This window comes from Pseudoalteromonas sp. MTN2-4 (assembly GCF_042848605.1).
In the GTDB taxonomy this organism is placed as follows: domain Bacteria; phylum Pseudomonadota; class Gammaproteobacteria; order Enterobacterales; family Alteromonadaceae; genus Pseudoalteromonas.
On record NZ_BTGK01000088.1, the window covers coordinates 1 to 288 of the forward strand.

Here is a 288-nt window from a genome sequence, read left to right on the forward strand (position 1 = left end):
CAAAGTGACTAGATAAGCGATATCGCGAAATCAATTCACCTTGCGCAAAGGAAATGAGTGCTGCGCACTAGTCATTAACCCTTTGCACGACAAAATTTGCTTGGTGACCATAGCGTTTTGGAACCACCTGATCCCATGCCGAACTCAGAAGTGAAACGAAACAGCGTCGATGATAGTGTGGGTCTCCCATGTGAAAGTAGAACATTGCCAAGCACCTATTTAAAGAAAGCCCGATTCGAAAGAGTCGGGCTTTTTTGCTTTAAGTCTCTCAGCAATTGCTAAAATAGC

The 288-nt window shown here is 44.1% G+C and carries 1 rRNA gene; it reads left to right on the forward strand.

The features are described from left to right. Positions 1-99: 99 nt before the first annotated feature. A 5S ribosomal RNA gene (gene rrf, locus ACGHEH_RS21830) occupies positions 100-213 on the forward strand. The last annotated feature ends 75 nt before the right edge of the window (positions 214-288 follow it).